Raw genomic sequence first — 17976 nt, 5'->3', positions numbered from 1 at the left:
AGCTTTCCTAACCGCGAACGGCGCCGAGCGTCAGCCCGCGCACCAGATGACGTTGAGCAAGGACCCCAAGGGCGATCGATGGCACAAGGGAGACGATGGCAAGGGCCGCGGCTTCGCCATATTGCGCGCCCTGGAAGCCGATGAAGGCGCGGAAGACCGTTGGCAGTGTAAAGGCAGTTCGGCTGGTCAAGATCAGAGCGAAGAAGAACTCCGTCCAGCATGCAATGAAGGCGAAGACAGCCGCCGCGACGATGCCCGGTGCTGCGAGCGGCACGGCAACGCGCCAGAACGCCTCCCATCTCGTGCAGCCATCGACGAGGGCCGCCTCCTCCATCGACTTCGGCATGCCGCGGAAATAGGCGAACATCATCCACACCGAGACCGGCAGCGTGAAGACCGTATAGGCGATGATCAGGCCGACATGAGTGTCGTAGAGCCCGACCTGGCGATAGATCAGGAACACCGGCAGCACGATCCCGATCGGCGGCAAAAAGCGCTGCGACAGCACCCAGAAAGACAGATGCTTGCCGCCGGTGTCGTAGCGCGCCAGGCTATAGGCCATCAGCGTGCCGAGCAGCGCCGAAAGCACCGTGGCCGAAAGCGAAATAATCAGGCTGTTGATGAGCCCGTCCAGACCACGATAGGCGAACAGCGCAGCTTTGTAGTGGACAAGCGTCGGAGCGGCGGGGAACCAGACAGGCGGTACGGTGAGGTAGTCGTCGCTGGGCTTGATGGAGGTGTTGAACATCCAGTAGAGCGGCCAGAGCACGAACACCAGGAAGAACCCCAGCAGCAGAATTCGGCCGATCGGCAACGACCGGCGTTTCCTGCGGCGGGCGGGCGCGACGGCGGCCATCAGACCGGTTCCACCTTCAAGAGCCGACGCACCAGCAACGTCACGATGAGCGCCGTAAAGATCAGGAACAGCCAACTTCCTGCTGTTGCCTGCGACAGATGAAACTGCGTGAAGCCTATGGTATAAAGATAATAGGAGGCCGTGTAGGTTTGTGTTCCTGGGCCACCCCCTGTCATGATGAAAATGGTATCGAACATACGGATTGCGTCGAGCAGACGGAAGGTCAGCGCCAGCAGCATCATCGACCCGAGATGCGGGAGCGTGATCGCCCAAAAAACCTGCCAGGCGTTGACGCCGTCGAGTTCTGCCGCCTCATAGAGATTGGGTGGGATTGCGGTCAGCCCGGCGAGCAGGATGACGAACATGAACGGCGTCCACTGCCAGACATCGGCGATGATCAGCGAGACGTAGAGCCACGGGCGCTCCGTCATCCAGCCGATCGTAACCTCCTGCCCCAATAGTTGCGTCAGGACATAGTTGGTCGGTCCAAAAGGCCGCTGTAAGAGCAGCGTCCAGGCTTGGCCAACGATGACCGGGCTGATGAACAGCGGCACGATCAGGATCGACATGATCACACCGCGGCCCGGAAAGCTGCGCACCATTGTCAGCGCCACCAGGAGGCCGAGAACGAACTCTATAGCGACGCTGATGCCCGACAGCGATGCTGTCAGCAACAGCGACCAACGTGCTACGGGATCGAACACGACCCGCTCGAAGTTCTTCAATCCGACAAAGGCGTGGCCCGGCACCTGGAAGTCGTAGTTGATGAAGGATACCACCAGCGAGAACAGAAGCGGATAGATCGACAGTGCCAATATCAGCAGCACAGCGGGGGCGACCAGCAGCCACTTGAAATGACGGTCAGCCCATTGGGCAAAGGCAGACAGCCGGGGCGGTGCGCCGGCGGCCTTCAAATGGCGGATCGTGGCTGTGGGCTGCATAGGCGTATCCAATCGCCGCTTAGCGGGGGGTGTTGCGAGCCAAGCGCCCGCAACACCAATTGCTCCAGAGAGTCCGCCTCCCTTCAGAGGGTGACCGCCATGCCAAGTTTTTCCACCGTGTTGTCGGCGGTGGCGCCAGGCAGTTTCAAGAACTCGGTGTAGAAGCCCTTCTGCGAATCCACACCCAGTCGGTCGGTCGTCTCGTTCCACTCGGCGGCCGCCGTTTCAAGCGACGCCTTCGGATCCGCACCAGCCCACACCGCCGTGCACATGCGATCGATGCTCAAGAAGTAGTCCTGCGCGCCTGGCATGATCGGGTCGAGCAGACCGACGTTTGCCGAGTTGTTGAGGTTGGCAAGGTACTCCTTGGCACTCGGGAAGAGCGCGCCGTAGAGCTCGGACTTGAAGTGCGAGATGCGGTACGGGTCGCGTAGCGCGTAGGGCAGCATGCAACGTGCCAGCGAGACGGGTGGCGAGCATACCCACTGCATGAACAGATACGCCGCCTCAGGGTTGGGCGAGTCGGCCGACAGTGCCTTGTTGTAGCCGGTGGCATGTTCCGGATTTCCCGGAACCACGGCATAGCCGACCTTGCCGGCGATTTGGGACTGCGGAATGAAGTTGATTGCCGTGGCCGACTGCGAATAGTTCGCCGCCATACGGCCGCTAGGAGGCCAGGAATAGATCATCGCGACTTTGCCGGTCAGGAAAGCCGCCCACAAGGAGACGGCGTCGAGCTCGTTGTTGCCGGGGATCGAGGCCTTGTTTGCGGCGAGCATGTTTGTCAGCGTCTTGACGCCGGCATCCGAAACCAAACCTGCCTTCATGTCGTCGCCGAAGAGTTTTCCGCCGTTGGCCCGGTACTGCTGCAGAAAGTCGAACTGATTGCCGGGGCTGCCCGCCTTGCGGAAATGTCCCGCGCCATAGACCTTTGGCGCCATCTGGTCGGTGATGAACTGGGCGATCTGGGCATATTCTTCCCATGTCTTGGGCGGTCCAAGCTTGGTGTTGAACTTCGCCTGGTAAGCCTCCATCATTTTCGGATCCTCGAAAATGTCCTTGCGGTAGTAGAGAGCGAACATGTCGCCGTCGTCGAAGAACCCCCAGATCTTGCCCTTGTAGGTCGGCAGCGCCTTGTACAGGGGATGATAGTCCTCCAGGTCTGCCGGGTTCATGTATTTGGCGATGTAGTCGTCTAGCGGGGCGATGACGCCGCCATCGGCAAGCGACGGCGTCCAGGCCGGCGAGATGTCGAGGACGTCATAGGCACCCGAGCCGGCGATGTGCTCGGCGACCGCCTTGGAGTACTGGTCCGGGTTCGACAGCTCGACGACATTCGACTTCATCCCGGTAAGCTGCTCCCACATCGGCCCGCTGAAATTGCGCGGGTCGAGTGCCTGCAGGCCAGCCTCGTAGGTCATGTTGAGGGTGACGCCCGAATGCGCCTTGGCCGCCTCCGCCGCGCGAAAGGCGGAACCGTCCGCAGGCCCTTCCTTCGATGCTTTCAGGGCTGCGGCCTGCGCCTGGCCGAGCGGCGACGTGCCGTCCGCCAATTCCAATGTTTGCTGCGCCAGCGCCCAATCGGTCATCATCCCCAGCAGCGGGCCGGACACGGCCAACATGCCGGTCATCTGACCGAAGCGGGTGATGAAAGTTCGGCGGGTGGTTTCGCCGCGCATGAAGGCGTCGACCTCTGCTTCGAGACCTGCCTGAAAGTCACGTTTTTCACGATCGTTCATAGTGCTTGGTCCTCCCATTTTCCTTTTGCTTCACTCGTCCGCCGGCGCAGCGGTCAAGCATTTCCTCCCGTAAGGTCGCCGCAAACAGGCCGCGGCGGCGCGCCGAAAATCAGTGTCCTCCTAGGTTCCAAAGCGGGCGGCGAGCCCAGACAGCCTGGTCTTCCACAGCTCGCTCGAAAGCACCTCGCGATTGACCACGCCGCGCGGCTCGCGACCGCGCTGCACCTCCATTACCGCTTTGACGTCCGCGGCACCGTTGCCGGCAAAGCACTGGTCGGTCCAGCAAAGCGCGTGCGGCGCCAGGATGACATTGTCGAGTTTGAGGATCGCATCGTCTGCGTCGGGAGGCTCTTGTTCCAGCACGTCGAGACCGGCGCCGGCGATGCGGCGCTCCTGCAGTGCTTGCGTCAGAGCTTTCTGGTCGACGATCGGGCCGCGCGCGGTGTTGATCAGGTAAGCTGTCGGCTTCATCAGGGCGATCCGCTCGGCATTGACGATGTGGTGGGTGTGGGTCTGGGACGACAGGGGGCAACTCACCGACAGCACGTCGGCGCGGCGAAACAGATCCTCCAGCCCTACCAGCTCGACGCCCAGGTCGGCAGCGACCCCCTTGTCGGCAAACGGGTCATGGGCAATGAATTGCATGTCAAAGGGCTTCGCCAAGCGGAAGACCTCGGCACCGATGTTGCCGATGCCCAGCGACCCAAGCGTACGCCCGACGAGGCCGACCCCCATATGTTCGGAGCGCTTCTCAAAACCAACAGACCCTTTGCGGGTGAGCGCGTCCTTTGTCAGCAGCTTGCCGGTCAGCGCCAGCATGAAGGTGACGACGGATACGGCGACGGGCCGTCGCACGCCATCGGGCGTGATAACCAAGGCAATACCGGCTGCGGTGCATGCCTCAACGTCGACAGTGTCGTAGCCGACCCCGAAGCGGGCAACGACGGCCAGGCGGCCGCTCCTGGGGACACTCGTGGCATCGAAACGATGGGCGAGGAGGATCAGCGCATCGAAATCCTCAAGTTGGTCGGCGCGAAGCGGACTGTTTGACTCCAGGAACACCATCTCGACAGCTGTCGCATTGCGCAGCGGCTCCAGATCGAAATCTGGGTAGGTCGGCGAGCCGTCCGGCCTGCGGAAATCACCGGAAAGCGCCACCCTGAATTTCACGCTGTCCATCGTCTCCTCCGCTCCTATTGGCACCCGGCCCGGATCTTGGAAACCGCGTCGGCGATCGCGTCGTGCAGGACCCAAACGTCGCCTGAATAACAAATGAAATCGAAGCCCTGTGCGTAGAACTCGTGTCCCTGGGCGACGTTGGGCACCAAGCGTCCAAGCGATTTGTTGTGCTTCTTGGCGGCGGCAACGATTTTGGCCATTGCAGCAGTGAAAGTGGGGTGGGCGAAGTCGCCAGGAATGCCGAGCGAGACGGACAGATCGAAATGTCCGACCCACAGACAATCGACCCCGTCCAGTCCCGCGATGCCGTCAATGTTCTTGACGCCGTCGGCGGTCTCGATCAGGCAGATGAACGTCGAGCGCTTGTTGGCGGCATCGAATTTGTCAGCGACCGAGCCTGGCCGGTAACGGTCATGAGCGATCTGCAGCGCCACGCCGCGGGCGCCGGCAGGGTGGTATTTCATGGAGTTGATGATGTGCTGCGCCTGTTCGACGCTGCTCACCATCGGCGCGATCAGGCCTTCGGCGCCCATGTCCATGGCGCGGGCGAGGAAATGGTAGTCCTGCGACGGCACACGCACCATGACCGGCAGATCAGCCGCCTCGAAATAACGGATCGCACTCTTCAGCGTTTCCAAGCTAAATCCCGAATGCTCCATGTCGAAAAAGACGAAATCGCAGCCAGCGGACTTCAGGATGTGACCGATTCCCGGCGTGGCGAACTCGGCGACGAGCGTACCGAGCTTGACCCGCCTGTGAGAAGCTAACGCCCTGAGACTTGGCTCCGACATGCACTTCCTCCCGTTCGCCCCAATGGGCCAATCCGCCTATGTTCGCTTCAATGCGTGGCTTCAAGAACGAGGTCGCAGGTCGTCACCAACTTGGTCACGACGAGCGGCGCGCTCTGCGTATTGAATTCGTCGAAATGAGCGGTGCGGCAGTGGTCCTCGAATGCGGCCTCGCTATCGTAAATCTCATAGAGCAGGACCCGATCCAGTTCGCCGCGCGCCTCCGTCACGTCAAAGCGGCGACAGCCGGCCTCGGTGCGCATCGAGGCGGTCGCATTGGCGTCGACAAGTTCTCGGAATCTGTCCCGGGCACCAGGCCTCAGGCGGAAATCGACCCAGACGACAAATCCGGTCATCACTTGGGCCTCGCAAGTTGCAGATACCGCTTGGCCACATATTCGAGATGGCTGCGCATGGCCGTCTCTGACGCGTCTGGATCGCGCGCGGCGACGGCCTCGAAGATTTCGCGATGAGCCTGGTAAGCCTTGCGGTCTTCACCCTTGGCCAATGTGGTGCGACGCTGTTCGAGCAACCATTCAGCCAAGGCCGCGTGAATAGCTGTAAAGATCCGATTGCGGGTGATTACCGCCAGCACGTAATGGAAGTCTACGTCCGTGCGCTCGAAGCGCGCCAGATCGCCGATCGACTGCCGGTTGAGTTCGAGCGCCTCCTTGAGGCTGTCAATGTCTTCCGGGGTAGCATGCACAGCGGCGTTGCGGGCAAGACCGACCTCGAAAAACAAGCGCGCGCTCTGGAAGTCGTGAACGCCTCCCGGCGCCGAAATCATGTGCCGAGCCGGCCCTGAAAGGGCGTCAATCACGAATTGAGGAGTGGGTCGAGTGACGCGGGCACGCTCCCCCGATTTTACCTCGACAAGGCCCATTTTGCTCAGATGCAGCAGCGCCTCACGGATGGAAGGCCGCCCTACCCCGAACTGCCGCATGAGTTCCCGTTCAGATGGGAGACGGTCGGCTTCGGCCAACTCTCCCTCTCGGATCATCCGTTCGAGGTGCGCTGCCACCTCGTCCGAAAGCTTCCGCTGCTTGATCAGAACTCCGATCATGTGGCATACCTGTTATACCAGTCAGGTACGTTATGATCCCATAGCACCCTTGTCAACGATGTCTAAGCATCCGGTAGCCGAGCCGTTTAATCACTCCGCCGATGTCGAGGCGTCCTTTGCACACGCCTTCAACGTCTTCACCAAGGATATCGGTGACTTGAGGAGCGCGAGCACACTCTGCTCGGTGTTCCGATCGGGGACCGTCTTCGAACCCTGGGTCGGGTGGTCAGTTTCAACTGCGGTGTGGACCGCAGTGAGTGCCACCGGGCCGTGTGCTGGCCGAGACCTACCCAACCGCCTGCTTATGAGCCGCAACATGAGCCCTCGATGGCAAAGTAGACCTCGACCTGAGCAAGACCAGCGAATGGAAGTGGGGTTCACAGCCGAGGCGGAAAACGCGAACTCTCGCTGGTGGACCCATTTGGCAATACGCCTGCTCCATCTCGTAATCTTTTTGCGCCGCCGCAATGCCGCAAAGGAAGGTGGTGTCGGGTCAGTTCTCTCTAGGCTCCAGAGCGCTCGTCACGTTGTGCCCATCCTCGTGCGGTGGGCGGCCGCCGCTTGAGGATGCGCATTTGAAACTGGTTTTCTCAAGATCTTTTAGTCCTGAGGGCCTCAGGCGGGGGCGCTTGCCATTTAGTTATCGTCACCTGCAAATGCCGAACCCGCACTCGACGCCAATCTACGCGCTGGCCAGTTTGCGACATCTGGCTTCGGCGATTCCGCTTTCAGTAGCGACGATCATGCTGGACGGCTGATATGAGGCGCGTTCCCGCCTGGCAGCTTAGGGGCAGCAAGCAGGACGTCGGCTTTCTTGCCTCGACCTGGCCTAAGCAGTCATTCAATTCGTGGCCTCAAGCAGCTCATCCACGCTCCTCCTGACGCGGCGTGCCATCCAGCCGATCTCGGGCTGATGTGCGTGGACGGCAGTCGTCCTTTGACCACCGCTTCTGGCGGCGCCGATTGGCGAGCCGCCTCGCCATCATTAGCTATGGAACGGAAAAGAAACCATTCAGCATCAGACTACCGCTTTTCGACGCACCTTTTCGAATATGTCGGAACGAGCGCTTGTCGCGCAGCCCACGATGCCCCCCATTGGTGAACCGGTTCCATGAAGAGTCTGACAATACGCCACCGCATCCTCGTCAGTTTCGCAGCCGTTCTGGTGGTCATGTCCGTGATAGCCCTCATCGCGTACGCCTGGTTTCTTCAGGCGGGGGAGGAGGCGACTGAGGTCGAGAAGGGCATCCTTCCGGACCTTTATCACAGTACCGAGATCATGACGGGCCAGATGGCGGCCCATAGTCTGCTTCAGGAATATGCCCTTCAGGACAACCCGTCAGACAGAAGCACGGTTGAAAACGCGATCACGACCAATCGCAACCAGGTGCAGCGGTCGATGGACGACTATGAGGCAACGATCGTCTCCGATATCGACAAGCAGAATTATGCAGCCGTCAAACAACTCGCCAACCAATTCCGTCTGGCTGAAACTGCTGTGCTGGAAACAAGCCGGGCTGCCTTGTCGAAAGGTGAAACTCCCAATGAAAGCCCAGCTATCAAGAACGAAGTAGAGCCGATCTTTGTAAAATTGCAGTCCGCTCTGCAGGCCATGGTTGAGGATCACAGAGGCGAGGCAAACAGCGCGACGCAGCGGATCAGCTCGATCGTCAGAACGGCCGAAGTCGGTTTGAGCGTTGGCTTGTTGATAGCCCTCGGGCTAGCCCTTCTTTTGGGTTACCAGCTGTTTCGCGCCATTACAGGTCCGCTCACCCGTTTGGTCGACGCGGTTCAATTGATGCGGCAAGGCGACTTCAGCGAACGGCTCGATCTGAGGCGCCGAGACGAATTCAGCGTGCTTGCCGACGGCTTCAACGCAATGGCGGACGATCTCACAACCCTCATTGGTCAGGTTCAAAGGTCCAGCATACAGGTCGGCACGTCGATAACTGAGATCGCCGCCACCTCCAAGCAACAGCAGGCAACTGCGACTGAAATCGCAGCGACCACAACAGAAATCCGAGCGACAGCCAAGGAAATCTCCGCCACATCAAACGAACTGGTCCGCACGATGAACGAGGTCTCCACAGTTGCCGAACAAACCGCTGCCGTGGCTGGCGGGGGGCAAGCGGGGCTGACCCGTATGGAAGAAACCATGCAGCAGGTCATGGAAGCGGCTGGCGCGATCAATTCCAAACTGGCGATCCTGAGCGAGAAAGCCGGCAGCATCAATCAGGTGGTGACGACCATCACCAAAGTGGCCGATCAGACGAACCTGTTGTCGCTCAACGCTTCCATCGAGGCGGAGAAGGCAGGCCAATATGGCCGGGGTTTTGCAGTGGTGGCGACGGAAATCCGAAGGCTCGCGGACCAGACAGCTGTCTCCACCTACGATATCGAGCAAATGGTCAAGGACATCCAGTCGGCAGTCGCGGCCGGGGTGATGGGCATGGACAAGTTTTCCGAGCAGGTCCGTCGGGGTATGCAGGACATCCAGCAGGTCGGCGGGCAACTCTTCGAGATCATTCAGCAGGTTCAGGGGCTGGTGCCACGTTTCGAAGTCGCCAATGAAGGCATGCAAGCACAGGCGACCGGCGCGGGGCAGATCAGCGACACGCTAACCCAGCTAAGCGAGGCAGCTCAGCAAACAGTCGAGTCCCTTCAGCAATCGACGCTCGCGATCGACGAGCTCAATCAAGTCTCAGGCGGCATGCGAAGTAGCATATCGAGGTTCAAGCTACGAGCATAGCGAGCCGGCAGTAGGATGTGACAATGCTATTCCTCGCCTTCAGCATGGGTCCGGATCGCTACTTGATCGATGTCCACAAAATTGAAGAGGTGCTGCCCTATATCGACGTGAAAGTTCTTCCGGGTGCGCCAACTGGTGTGGTGGGTTTGGTCAGCTATAACGGAATACCCATCCCCCTGATCGATGTCACCCTTCTTGCGATTGGCCGACCATCGGAGCGCCTGTTGAGCACCCGGATCGTTGTGACGCGCTATCCGGCGGATGATGGCGAGCGACGCCTGCTGGGGCTGATCGCGGAACGGGTGACGGATACGATCGAGCGAGACCCGGCCGATTTCGCGCCGTTCGGACTGGAACCAGGAACCCCGCCCTATCTTGGGCCGGTGGCTTCCGATGGTTCGGAGATCATTCAGTGGGTCAAAGTGGAAGCGCTGCTTTCGGAAGAGATTCGTACCGCTTTGCTCCGCCAGGCGGCAATAGGTGATCAATGACCGGAGCAATAGAAAAGCTCCTGACGGAAACCATTGGACTGGACAGTGCCAGCGTTGGTCCGACAGTGGTTCGTCAGGCGGTCAGAGAACGGATGGAAGCATGCCGGATAACCAACCCTCAGGCCTATAGGGAACACTTGGCCGGTTCCTCGCAGGAGCTGCAGGAGCTGATCAATGCGGTGGTGATCCCAGAGACCTGGTTCTTTCGCGACCGAGAAGCGTTCACGATGCTGGCGCGGCATGCGCGCGCGCACAAGCCTGCTCAGCCGATAAGAATCCTGAGCCTGCCATGTTCAACCGGCGAAGAGGCTTACTCGGTCGCCATGGCCATGTTCGATGCCGGCTTTGAGGCGCATGAGTTCAAGATCGATGGCGTGGACGTCAGCAGCCGCAATATCGCGACGGCTGAACGCGCCATCTATGGCCGCAATTCGTTTCGCGGCAGCCATTTAGAATTCAAGGATCGCTATTTCGAAGCGACCGAGGGCGGGTTGCGGCCTGTTGCTGGGGTGCTGAAACAGGTTCGGTTCATGGTAGGAAACCTGTTCGGTTCTCACGCGCCTTTCGGGCAAGAGGTCTATGACATCCTGCTTTGCCGCAATTTGCTGATTTATTTCAATCGAGAGCTGCAGGATCGCGCATTGATCTGCCTGAAGGACCTGCTGGCCAAAGACGGACTTCTTCTGGTCGGTCCGGCGGAAGCAGCTCTTCCAAGGGTGCATGGCTTTATTTCCGCTGAATGGCCATTGGCCTTCGCCTTTCTGAAATCGGAGCCCGTCAAGACCACGGCGCCGAAAGTTTCGGCCGCCGTCCCGGTGCGGACGCCAAGCCCTAAGGTCAACAAGAGCGAGCCTCTTCGTCCGTTCCGACCGACAATTGGCAATGAAGGCCGCGGGCAGGCTCCGGCCAAGCCGCTTGCACACGCCTCGGAAAGCCTCATCGCGGTTGAACGGATCGCCAATGCAGGACGCGTAAAGGAGGCACAGGAGGTCGCCCTGGCGCATCTCAAGGAGTTCGGTCCTTCCGCAGAAATCTTCTACCTGCTGGGCCTCGTCCAGGATGCGGATGGTTCTGCACCCGAAGCCGCGCAAAGTTATCGCAAGGCGCTCTATCTCGCGCCAAATCATCGAGAAGCTCTTGTCCATCTGGCCTTGCTGCTTAGCAAGCAAGGCGACCATAACGGCGCCGAGGCGCTGGCCGGCCGGCTGGGTCGGGTCCAGAAAAGGAGCGGCAGTTGATGGCGGCTTCGACAAGGATCGCTCAGCCGGTGGAGGAGATCGAAATCAACGACTGCTGGCGGCAAATAGGCGTACGGGGTGACAAGTCATGTCCGCTACTAGAGCAGCATCTCCACTGCCGCAATTGCCCGACCTACAAGAAGATCGCACGACGCCTCCTCGACCGTGCAGCTCCCTCGGCATCTCGCGACGAATGGCCTGACAACGCTGGTCGTGCAGGGATCGATTCGGCAGACAGCGACGCGCTGCAGACGGCCGTTCTCTTCCGTTTGGGGGAGGAATGGCTGGCACTTCCGGTCGGTATTTTTCATGAAGTGGCTGAATCTCGTCGCGTTCATTCACTTCCACATCGCAGGAACAGTGCACTGCTCGGCATTGCGAATGTCCGTGGTGAATTGCTCATTTGCCTTTCCCTGGCCGAATTGCTCGGGATAGACGAGCGCAAGGAAGGGGAACAGGGCACACGAACCAAGGTATTTCGCCGCCTTGTCGTGGTAGGCGAGCGCGACAAGCGGGTTGCTTTTACGGTTGATGAGATCCACGGCTTACATCGGTACCAGGAACGCGACACTCTCGCTGTTCCGGCCATGATTGGGAAGGCACTGTCTGCCGCTACGGTTGCCGTGCTGCCATGGCAAGGACGAGCCGTTGGTTGTCTCGATCCACGACAACTGCTCACGATGCTGGATCGGAGCATCGCATGACAGATGAAGACTTCAGCCAGGTTTCGATGCTCAGCCTCTTCCAGGCCGAACTGGAGACGCAGTCACGGGCTCTGACCTCTGGACTTCTGGCACTCGAACGCGATCCTATCGCCGCCGACGCCCTGGAAGCATGCATGCGTGCCGCGCATTCCCTGAAAGGAGCTGCCCGCATCATCGACCTGATGCCCGCAGTCAAAGTTGCAAATGCGATGGAAGACTGCCTGGTCGCAGCGCAACGCGGGCATCTGAGGGTGCGACGGGAGCATATAGACGCGCTTCTGCAAGGTTCTGACCTTTTGAAATTGATCGCATCGGGATCATCGAGCGAGAGCGCCAACTCAGAAGTCGAAACCTTTCTCGCCAAGTTCGAGGGGTTGTCCCTCCCCAGGCAAAGCCCGGTCCCCAAGATTCTGCAGCTGATTTCGCAACTCCAGATCATGCCCAGGAGCAACTGGCGACGACCTCTTCAGCGAACCTCCTCGTTGGGGCGGTGCCGCAAGCCCACGGCAGCATCAGCTCTGATAGAATGGTTCGGGTGACGGCAGACAGCCTGAACCGATTGCTCGGGCTGGCTGGCGAGTCGCTGATGGAAGCTCGGCGGCTCAGGCCATTCGCTGACGGGCTGCTACGGCTGAAGCGACTTCAATCGGACCTCGCAAGTGCATTCGACAATCTTCATGCAGTGCTGCCGCCGGTTTCAAACGATGCGGCGGTGGTGGAGGCGCTGGCTGAAGCGCAGCGAAAGCTTCGGTTGAGCCAAGCGTTCCTGGCGGAGCGTTTCGATGAGTTGGATTCAGTGGATCGGAAAGCGACCGATCTTGCCAACAGATTGTACGACGAAACGTTGGCGAGCCGGATGCGGCCTTTTGAGGACGGCGTGCGACACTATGCGAGAATGATCCGCGACCTCGGTCGTACCCTTGGCAAGCGGGTGCGACTGGAGATCGTAGGCGGCTCGACCGGCATCGACCGCGATATCCTCGAGCAGCTCGATGCCCCTTTGGGGCACCTTCTGCGCAACGCTGTAGACCATGGGCTTGAACCGCCTGAGGAGCGCCTCGCGATGGGCAAACCCGAAGAGGGGCTCATCAGGCTCGAAGCGAGGCACAATGCCGGGCTGCTGCAGATAGCCGTGGTGGACGACGGCAGGGGATAGAGCTCTCGAAGCTGCGCGAGACCGTCGTCGCCCGGCAACTTGCAACCAGGGAAAGTGCTGAAACACTCGGCGAAAGCGAATTGCTCGCATTTCTGTTTCTGCCAGGCTTTTCCATGAAAGCGGGCCTTACCGACGTCTCAGGTCGCGGTGTGGGGCTCGATGCAGTGCAAGCCATGGCGAAGGAAGTCCGGGGAGTCGCAAGCGTCTCCTCAGAATTTGGCCACGGAACCCGATTTCAACTGCAATTGCCGCTGACATTGTCGGTCCTGCGCACGCTGCTCGTCGATGTCGATGGAGAGCCCTATGCTTTTCCACTCGCTGCCATTTCCAAGACTTTGAAACTGCAGCGGACGGAGATCAACGTCCTGCAGGGCCGGCCGCATTTTCGATTGAACGATCGACAGATCGGGCTGGTCACCGCTCGCGAGGTGCTCGATCGAGGTGAGCCCGGATCGGAACCGAATGAACTATCGGTCGTCGTCGTGGATGCGGGTCGGGGCGATGCGTACGGCCTGATCGTTGACCGTTTTCTCGGGGAACGCGAGTTAGTGATCAGACCTCTCGATCCACGGTTTGCCAAGATCAAGGACATCAGCGCAGCGGCCCTGATGGAAGACGGTTCGCCTGTTCTGATCTTCGACGTCGACGATCTGATCCGATCGGTGGAAAAGCTTGCATCGTCCGGCGGATTTCGAGCTCTTCGGCGCGCCGCGGGCGGTCCCGAAGCGAGCAGGCGCAAGCGCGTGCTCGTGATTGACGATTCACTGACGGTTCGCGAACTCCAGCGCAAGATGCTCGGCAATTACGGTTATGAGGTCGAAGTGGCGGTAGACGGCATGGACGGGTGGAATGCCGTCCGGTCTGGTCCTTTCGATCTCGTCGTCACCGACATCGACATGCCTCGCATGGATGGCATCGAGCTGGTGAGTTTGATTAGAAAGGACGCTGATCTCAAGAACACACCCATTATGATCGTTTCATACAAGGATCGGGAAGAAGATCGCGCGCGCGGGCTCGACGCAGGTGCGGACTATTATCTGACCAAGAGTAGTTTTCAGGACGAGGCGCTGATCCATGCCGTCGTCGTGGACATGATTGGCGAGGCGGCTGAATGAGATCCGAGATTGGAAGCCAGCGAATGAGAATCGGCGTAGTCAACGACATGCCGATGGCGGTTGAACTTCTGCGTCGACTGGTTCTGTCGACCGGCGAACATCAGGTCGCGTGGATCGCGACTAATGGGCGTGAGGCGGTCGAGGTCTGCAGACGTGATCTGCCGGATCTGATACTCATGGATCTAGCGATGCCAGAGATGGACGGCGTGGAAGCGACCCGCAGAATCATGGCGGAAACCCCGTGCTCAATCTTGCTGGTGACCGCCAGTATCGAAGCCAACCTCGCCGGCGTCTACGAAGCAATGGGTCATGGCGCGCTTGACGCAGTCGATATTCCGTCAGTGGGCATCGAAGGCAACGCGTCCTCGCAATCCGCCCGGCTTTTGACGAACAAGATACGAACGATAGGCAAGTTGATCGGCGATGCGCCTACCCAGGCAAAAAGGCGGATGTCACGTGCGGCTGAGCCGTCAACTCGACACGTGATAGCAATCGGCGCCTCTGCGGGCGGGCCGGCTGCCGTTGCCGCAGTCCTGAGCGCGTTTCCCGTTGATTTTCGCGGCGCGATTGTGCTCGTCCAGCATCTCGATGCTCAGTTCGTTCCAGGCCTTGTTGATTGGCTAGGGCAGCATACGCGTCTCCCGATCCGTCCGGCGGGGGAAAGGGATAGTCCACAAGCGGGCACCGTTCTCGTTGCCAGTTCTGCGGATCATCTGGTTTTCAAGTCAGCTCAGCAACTTGGCTATACGCCCAGCCCCAAGGACAATGTTTATCGGCCGTCGGTAGATGTGTTCTTCGAAAGTGCGGCGCAATGGTGGCCTGGCTCGGTGATTGGTGTTCTGCTCACAGGCATGGGCAGGGATGGTGCGCGCGGGCTGAGACAGCTCCGTGACAAGGGACATCTCACAATCGCGCAGGATAGAGCAACCAGTGCCGTCTATGGCATGCCGAAGGCCGCCGCCGACATCGGCGCGGCTGTTGATATTCTTCCTTTGGGTGCGATCGGCTCACGTATAATCGAAGCCTGCGAGCGCTCCACGTGAAAGGCCCCTTCCGATGACGCAAGAACCAGAGTTGGTCCCGCCACTCGCAGATAACTATTCATCCATGGTTCTGCTCATCGATGATCAGATCATGGTTTGCGAGGCGGTCAGGCGCGCCCTAGCCAACGAGCCCGATATTTCCTTACACTTCTGCACCGACCCGTTGAGAGCGATGACGGTCGCGGATGAGGTAAAGCCAACCGTCATCCTGCAGGATCTCGTCATGCCCGGGGTGGATGGGCTACATCTGGTGCGAGAATACAGGAAGCATGCGTCGACACGCGCGGTTCCAGTCATTGTGCTGTCGAGCAAGGAAGATCCAGCCACCAAGGGCGAAGCCTTCGCTGCGGGCGCGAACGACTATCTCGTCAAACTGCCGGATCGTATCGAGTTGATTGCACGCATTCGATATCACACGCGGGCCTATCTGGATCACGTCCAGCGAGACTCGGCACACCGAGCGCTGAGGGAAAGCCAGCGACAGCTGATCAGTGCAAATCTAGAGCTTGAACGTCTGACGCGGATCGATGGCCTGACAGGTCTCGGTAACAGGCGCTATTTTGACGAATATCTGGCGGCTGAATGGAAACGCGCTTTTCGCGCACAGTCCCCACTGTCGCTGTTGATGATCGATGCCGACAACTTCAAACGATACAACGATACCTATGGCCATATGGCCGGCGACGATGTGCTCAAGCAAATCGCCCGCGTAATCCAGAGCGGTTCCGGCCGTTCCACCGATCTCGCTGCGCGGTACGGAGGCGAAGAGTTCGTCATCGTGCTGGTCGACACTATACTGGAACAATCCAGTGCGATCGCCGAGCGGCTCGTCCAGAGCGTGCGAGAGTTGAACATACCCCACGGCCCGGATCGCGTGACCATCAGCGTCGGCGTCGCAACAGCGGTGCCCACCGAGAACGAGACGCCAAACGATTTCGTCAATGCCGCCGATTTGGCTCTGTTTCGTGCCAAATCGGAAGGACGAAATCGTGTTGCGCTTCATATGTCCCGCAGCTAGAGAAGCTCACATCTCAGTCAACGAAGCGCGCCCTGTTCGATTTGAGGACGACCTTGGCGAAGTCGGGCATCTCGAGACCTTGCCGCACCAGGCCATCAAGAGTTTTCTCAGCCGCCCTGATGGCGGAGAGCCGGGCCAGCACCGTCTCAGCCTCCAGGCGAGGCACCACGGCGAGACCGTCGCGGTCGCCGACCAGTATGTCTCCCGGCGAGATAGTCACTCCTCCCACCACCACCGGGAATCCGACCGTGCCTGGACCATTGCGCGCAGGCGAGTTCGCAATGATCCCGGCACAGTAAACCGGCAACCCGACCGCCTCGATCCCGACAACGTCGCGCACGAGGCCGTCAGTGATGAAGCCGGCGACCCCCTTGTTGCGCGCCATGCCGAGCACGAGATCGCCAGTTACCGCCGTACCGGCAAAGCTGTCGGTGGCCGCGACGATGACATCGCCACTTGCTGCGGCATCCAGTGCTCCAAACAGGGCGAGGTTGTCGGCGGGGCCGCAGTGACAGGTCACGGCGACGCCGACCATCGTCGCAGTAGCTGGCGACAGTGGCTTAATCGCATAATGCAAGGCGCCGCGTCCCCCCATCGCGTCTACGACCTGGCTAACCGGCACGCCCGCAAAAGCACTGATGATTTCTGCTGCGGGCCGTTCGAAACGGCGCTTGATGGTGAGCAGTGGTGGGTCTTCAATCATGTAGCGGCCCCATTCCCTGAACGAACGAAATACAGTCCGGCCCGAGGTCGCGCAGGCTCCGCGCGCCCATCAGTCCCATGACGCGGTCGATCTCCTTGCGGTAGAGTTCGAGCACGTGGCGTACCCCCTCCTCGCCGGCGACCGCGAGCCCCCACAACTGCGGCCGCCCGATCAGACAGCACGAGGCGCCGAGCGCCAGCGCCTTGACGACGTCGGAGCCTCGCCTGATGCCGCCATCGATAAGCACCGGTATGCGGCCTGCGACAGCCGCGACAACCGCCGTCAACGCGTCCAGCGATGCGGCGGCGCCGTCAAGCTGACGGCCCCCATGATTGGATACGATGATGCCGTCGATTCCCCGCGCTACAGCCTCGGCGGCTTCGCTGGGATGCAGGACGCCTTTCAGCAACAACGGTCCGGACCAGACAGTGCGCAGCCAGTCGACATCGGCCCAGGAGAGTCCGGGATCGAGCATTGCGGCCATGCGGCCCGCCAATGCACCGACCGTCGCCGTATCCCCGGGGCGCGCGTAGTTGCCGAAGGTCAGTTTCGGGAGTCGGGTGCGCATACGAAGAAGCCACGCCGCCTTGGTGGCGGCCGCGAGGGTTCCGGCCAAACCGAAGCGCGGCGGGATGGCAAAACCGTTGCGGATGTCGCGTTCACGGTTGCCAAGCATCTGGTTGTCGATGGTGAGCACCAGCGCGTCGTAGCTTGAGGCACGCGCCCGATGCACCATTTCTCGGGTGAAGCCGCGATCGGTGTAGACGAACACCTGCATCCACCGTGGGGTACTTCCGGTGGCTGCTATGTCCTCCAGCGTGCAGACGGATCCGTGGCTGGCGCAGTAGAATGTCCCTGCGGCCGCTGCGGCTCGGGCGGCTGCGCGCTCGCCGTCGGGCCAGAACAGCCCAGCCAGGCCGGTTGGCGCGATGCCCAGCGGGATGGCAAGTTTCGCGCCGAAGAGGTCAAGGGAAAGGTCTCGCGTCGTTGCACCGTTGAGCGGTCGCGGCAGAATGGCAACCTCGTTGAAAGCTTGCTCGTTCCGGCGCAGCGTTCGCTCATCCTCAGCACCGCCATCGGCGAAGTCGAACACCGGGCGTGGCAAAGTCCGCCGCGCGGCGATGCGGACCGCGGCCACGCTGTACAGGCGCTTCAACGCCGCCATCGAAGCAGACGATGCCGCACCGCGGGCG

19 protein-coding genes are annotated in these 17976 nt (G+C 60.4%); 10 read left to right on the top strand and 9 right to left on the bottom strand.

What is annotated here, in order from left to right:
- Nucleotides 1-7: 7 nt before the first annotated feature.
- The 7 genes from NLY44_RS04655 to nanR all read right to left on the bottom strand — a co-directional run bounded on the left by NLY44_RS04655 (nt 8) and on the right by nanR (nt 6566).
- Nucleotides 8-856 carry a carbohydrate ABC transporter permease gene (locus NLY44_RS04655; protein WP_023827582.1) on the bottom strand — a complete coding sequence of 283 codons (849 nt, stop codon included), beginning with the start codon at nt 854-856 and terminating at the stop codon, nt 8-10.
- A complete protein-coding gene (locus NLY44_RS04650) occupies nt 856-1797 on the bottom strand; it encodes a carbohydrate ABC transporter permease (protein WP_023669455.1) in 942 nt (313 codons plus the stop codon). Before NLY44_RS04650 ends, NLY44_RS04655 begins: the two co-directional genes overlap by 1 nt.
- 83 nt (nt 1798-1880) lie before the next feature.
- Nucleotides 1881-3536 carry an extracellular solute-binding protein gene (locus tag NLY44_RS04645; RefSeq protein WP_023689443.1) on the bottom strand — a complete coding sequence of 552 codons (1656 nt, stop codon included), beginning with the start codon at nt 3534-3536 and terminating at the stop codon, nt 1881-1883.
- Between the two features lie 120 nt (nt 3537-3656).
- Nucleotides 3657-4715, bottom strand: a complete 1059-nt coding sequence (locus tag NLY44_RS04640) for an NAD(P)-dependent oxidoreductase (protein WP_023805132.1) — start codon at nt 4713-4715, stop codon at nt 3657-3659.
- A 14-nt stretch (nt 4716-4729) separates the two neighbouring features.
- The gene (locus NLY44_RS04635; protein WP_023807875.1) at nt 4730-5506 is read right to left on the bottom strand and encodes an HpcH/HpaI aldolase family protein; all 777 of its coding nucleotides are present in this window, start codon (nt 5504-5506) and stop codon (nt 4730-4732) included.
- A 47-nt stretch (nt 5507-5553) separates the two neighbouring features.
- Nucleotides 5554-5859: a putative quinol monooxygenase gene (locus NLY44_RS04630; RefSeq protein WP_023669450.1), complete on the bottom strand. Its 306-nt coding sequence runs from the start codon at nt 5857-5859 to the stop codon at nt 5554-5556.
- Nucleotides 5859-6566 carry a transcriptional regulator NanR gene (nanR, locus tag NLY44_RS04625; RefSeq protein WP_023682279.1) on the bottom strand — a complete coding sequence of 236 codons (708 nt, stop codon included), beginning with the start codon at nt 6564-6566 and terminating at the stop codon, nt 5859-5861. Before nanR ends, NLY44_RS04630 begins: the two co-directional genes overlap by 1 nt.
- A 575-nt stretch (nt 6567-7141) precedes the next feature.
- On the opposite strand from nanR, the gene NLY44_RS04620 reads away from it, so the two are divergent.
- The 10 genes from NLY44_RS04620 to NLY44_RS04575 all read left to right on the top strand — a co-directional run bounded on the left by NLY44_RS04620 (nt 7142) and on the right by NLY44_RS04575 (nt 16080).
- Nucleotides 7142-7324, top strand: coding sequence for a hypothetical protein (locus NLY44_RS04620; RefSeq protein WP_156936023.1), 183 nt, complete (start codon nt 7142-7144; stop codon nt 7322-7324).
- 353 nt (nt 7325-7677) lie between these two features.
- Nucleotides 7678-9315, top strand: a complete 1638-nt coding sequence (locus NLY44_RS04615) for a methyl-accepting chemotaxis protein (RefSeq protein ID WP_023689447.1) — start codon at nt 7678-7680, stop codon at nt 9313-9315.
- 23 nt (nt 9316-9338) lie between these two features.
- Nucleotides 9339-9806: a chemotaxis protein CheW gene (locus NLY44_RS04610; protein ID WP_023689448.1), complete on the top strand. Its 468-nt coding sequence runs from the start codon at nt 9339-9341 to the stop codon at nt 9804-9806.
- Nucleotides 9803-11044, top strand: a complete 1242-nt coding sequence (locus tag NLY44_RS04605; protein WP_023689449.1) for a CheR family methyltransferase — start codon at nt 9803-9805, stop codon at nt 11042-11044. Before NLY44_RS04610 ends, NLY44_RS04605 begins: the two co-directional genes overlap by 4 nt.
- Entirely contained in the window at nt 11044-11748 is a 705-nt protein-coding gene (locus NLY44_RS04600; RefSeq protein WP_084012982.1) for a chemotaxis protein CheW, read from the top strand. The genes NLY44_RS04605 and NLY44_RS04600 overlap by 1 nt, the downstream gene beginning before the upstream one ends.
- Nucleotides 11745-12287 carry an Hpt domain-containing protein gene (locus NLY44_RS04595; RefSeq protein ID WP_286456728.1) on the top strand — a complete coding sequence of 181 codons (543 nt, stop codon included), beginning with the start codon at nt 11745-11747 and terminating at the stop codon, nt 12285-12287. Before NLY44_RS04600 ends, NLY44_RS04595 begins: the two co-directional genes overlap by 4 nt.
- Nucleotides 12284-12904, top strand: a complete 621-nt coding sequence (locus tag NLY44_RS04590) for a hypothetical protein (protein ID WP_286456727.1) — start codon at nt 12284-12286, stop codon at nt 12902-12904. Before NLY44_RS04595 ends, NLY44_RS04590 begins: the two co-directional genes overlap by 4 nt.
- Nucleotides 12905-12984: 80 nt before the next feature.
- Nucleotides 12985-14019 carry a response regulator gene (locus NLY44_RS04585; RefSeq protein ID WP_286456726.1) on the top strand — a complete coding sequence of 345 codons (1035 nt, stop codon included), beginning with the start codon at nt 12985-12987 and terminating at the stop codon, nt 14017-14019.
- A 23-nt stretch (nt 14020-14042) separates the two neighbouring features.
- A complete protein-coding gene (locus NLY44_RS04580) occupies nt 14043-15062 on the top strand; it encodes a chemotaxis response regulator protein-glutamate methylesterase (protein ID WP_023669441.1) in 1020 nt (339 codons plus the stop codon).
- A gap of 64 nt (nt 15063-15126) precedes the next feature.
- A complete protein-coding gene (locus tag NLY44_RS04575; RefSeq protein WP_023669440.1) occupies nt 15127-16080 on the top strand; it encodes a response regulator in 954 nt (317 codons plus the stop codon).
- A 13-nt stretch (nt 16081-16093) separates the two neighbouring features.
- Here the strand turns inward: NLY44_RS04575 and NLY44_RS04570 are convergent, their stop codons facing one another.
- Nucleotides 16094-16783: an RraA family protein gene (locus tag NLY44_RS04570; RefSeq protein WP_023689452.1), complete on the bottom strand. Its 690-nt coding sequence runs from the start codon at nt 16781-16783 to the stop codon at nt 16094-16096.
- Nucleotides 16776-17948, bottom strand: coding sequence for an alpha-hydroxy acid oxidase (locus NLY44_RS04565; protein WP_050587471.1), 1173 nt, complete (start codon nt 17946-17948; stop codon nt 16776-16778). Before NLY44_RS04565 ends, NLY44_RS04570 begins: the two co-directional genes overlap by 8 nt.
- Nucleotides 17949-17976: the final 28 nt, after the last annotated feature.

The sequence above is a fragment of the Mesorhizobium sp. C089B genome (genome assembly GCF_030323125.1).
In the GTDB taxonomy this organism is placed as follows: Bacteria; Pseudomonadota; Alphaproteobacteria; order Rhizobiales; family Rhizobiaceae; genus Mesorhizobium.
This window is presented reverse-complemented; position numbering and strand designations above follow the sequence as displayed.

What these genes read in the sequence shown, in the direction of transcription:
- NLY44_RS04655 (WP_023827582.1), bottom strand. Translation starts at nt 856, where the DNA reads ATGGCCGCCGTCGCGCCCGCCCGCCGCAGGAAACGCCGGTCGTTGCCG.
- NLY44_RS04650 (WP_023669455.1), bottom strand. Translation starts at nt 1,797, where the DNA reads ATGCAGCCCACAGCCACGATCCGCCATTTGAAGGCCGCCGGCGCACCG.
- NLY44_RS04645 (WP_023689443.1), bottom strand. Translation starts at nt 3,536, where the DNA reads ATGAACGATCGTGAAAAACGTGACTTTCAGGCAGGTCTCGAAGCAGAG.
- NLY44_RS04640 (WP_023805132.1), bottom strand. Translation starts at nt 4,715, where the DNA reads ATGGACAGCGTGAAATTCAGGGTGGCGCTTTCCGGTGATTTCCGCAGG.
- NLY44_RS04635 (WP_023807875.1), bottom strand. Translation starts at nt 5,506, where the DNA reads ATGTCGGAGCCAAGTCTCAGGGCGTTAGCTTCTCACAGGCGGGTCAAG.
- NLY44_RS04630 (WP_023669450.1), bottom strand. Translation starts at nt 5,859, where the DNA reads ATGACCGGATTTGTCGTCTGGGTCGATTTCCGCCTGAGGCCTGGTGCC.
- nanR (WP_023682279.1), bottom strand. Translation starts at nt 6,566, where the DNA reads ATGATCGGAGTTCTGATCAAGCAGCGGAAGCTTTCGGACGAGGTGGCA.
- NLY44_RS04615 (WP_023689447.1), top strand. Translation starts at nt 7,678, where the DNA reads ATGAAGAGTCTGACAATACGCCACCGCATCCTCGTCAGTTTCGCAGCC.
- NLY44_RS04610 (WP_023689448.1), top strand. Translation starts at nt 9,339, where the DNA reads ATGCTATTCCTCGCCTTCAGCATGGGTCCGGATCGCTACTTGATCGAT.
- NLY44_RS04605 (WP_023689449.1), top strand. Translation starts at nt 9,803, where the DNA reads ATGACCGGAGCAATAGAAAAGCTCCTGACGGAAACCATTGGACTGGAC.
- NLY44_RS04600 (WP_084012982.1), top strand. Translation starts at nt 11,044, where the DNA reads ATGGCGGCTTCGACAAGGATCGCTCAGCCGGTGGAGGAGATCGAAATC.
- NLY44_RS04595 (WP_286456728.1), top strand. Translation starts at nt 11,745, where the DNA reads ATGACAGATGAAGACTTCAGCCAGGTTTCGATGCTCAGCCTCTTCCAG.
- NLY44_RS04580 (WP_023669441.1), top strand. Translation starts at nt 14,043, where the DNA reads ATGAGAATCGGCGTAGTCAACGACATGCCGATGGCGGTTGAACTTCTG.
- NLY44_RS04575 (WP_023669440.1), top strand. Translation starts at nt 15,127, where the DNA reads ATGGTTCTGCTCATCGATGATCAGATCATGGTTTGCGAGGCGGTCAGG.
- NLY44_RS04570 (WP_023689452.1), bottom strand. Translation starts at nt 16,783, where the DNA reads ATGATTGAAGACCCACCACTGCTCACCATCAAGCGCCGTTTCGAACGG.
- NLY44_RS04565 (WP_050587471.1), bottom strand. Translation starts at nt 17,948, where the DNA reads ATGGCGGCGTTGAAGCGCCTGTACAGCGTGGCCGCGGTCCGCATCGCC.